This window comes from Vibrio sp. YT-19(2023) (assembly GCF_033337395.1).
This window is the reverse complement of sequence record NZ_JAWOQN010000189.1, coordinates 1-987: the sequence shown is the minus strand read 5'-3', so window position 1 is coordinate 987 and position 987 is coordinate 1. Positions and strand designations below refer to the sequence as shown.

The 987-nt window shown below is 48.2% G+C and carries 1 protein-coding gene; it reads left to right on the top strand.

Annotated elements, in window-relative coordinates; genetic code table 11:
- Positions 1-969 (top strand): SLC13 family permease (locus R7E78_RS24790; RefSeq protein ID WP_318058430.1); only part of this gene is annotated, 969 nt, incomplete at its 5' end.
- Between the last annotated feature and the right edge of the window lie 18 nt (positions 970-987).

Below are 987 nucleotides of genomic sequence, written 5' to 3'. Positions count from 1 at the left end.
TTCGTGCTGAAAGCGAAAGATCGCCTGCTGTTTTGTGGTGATGTCGAAAGTGTGGCGACCTTGCAAGAAATTCCGGGGCTGACGCTATTTGGGCAACAGCATTTGAATGGTCAAAACTTTATTGAAGTGGTGGTCAGCTCCTCTGCAACCTTCTGCCATAAGACCTTGAAAGAAAGCCGCTTCCGCGATCGTTTTGATGCGGTTGTTGTCGCCATTCGTCGTGGGCATGAGCGTTTAGAAGGTGGATTGGGCAGTATTACCTTAGCTCCGGGCGATACTTTAGTGCTGGTGCCGGGCAAGCGTTTCGAATCTGAGCGTCGAGCGCACCGTAAAGAATTTGTGTTAGTGCACGACTTAGATTCCAGCGCACGTTTGGACTCCAATAAATCGACGATTGTGTTGATTGGTTTTGCTGCGGTTATCGCCTGTGCACTACTAGAACTTGTGCCGATCATTAAAGGGCTCGCGGTATACATCATTGCACTCATTGCGTTTGGCATAGTGCAAATCTCTGAGCTTCGCCGCCGTTTTCCCATTGATATTGTGGTGATTGTGGGTTCTGCGCTCTCTATTGCGCAGCTGATGATTTCATCGGGCTTGTCCGTCAGGATGGGCGAAATGTTTATCGAAGCGTTTAACGGCTGGGGCGTATTTGGTGCGCTGGTGGCCACATACATCATGACCTTGGTGCTGACTGAATTGGTGACCAACAATGCCGCTGCTGCGTTAGCATTTCCGATTGGCTATAGCATGGCTGTCGGGTACGGAGTGGATCCGATGCCATTTATTATGGCGGTATTGTTTGGCGCAAGCGCGAGCTTTATTTCTCCCTACGGGTATCAAACCAACTTGTTGGTTTACAGTGTAGGTAATTACAAATTGACCGACTATGTGCGAATTGGTGTGCCGATTTCGATTGTGTATTCCGTATTGGTACTGACATTAATTCCGGTCTTCTTTCCGTTTTAATTCCGATAAATACAAGGA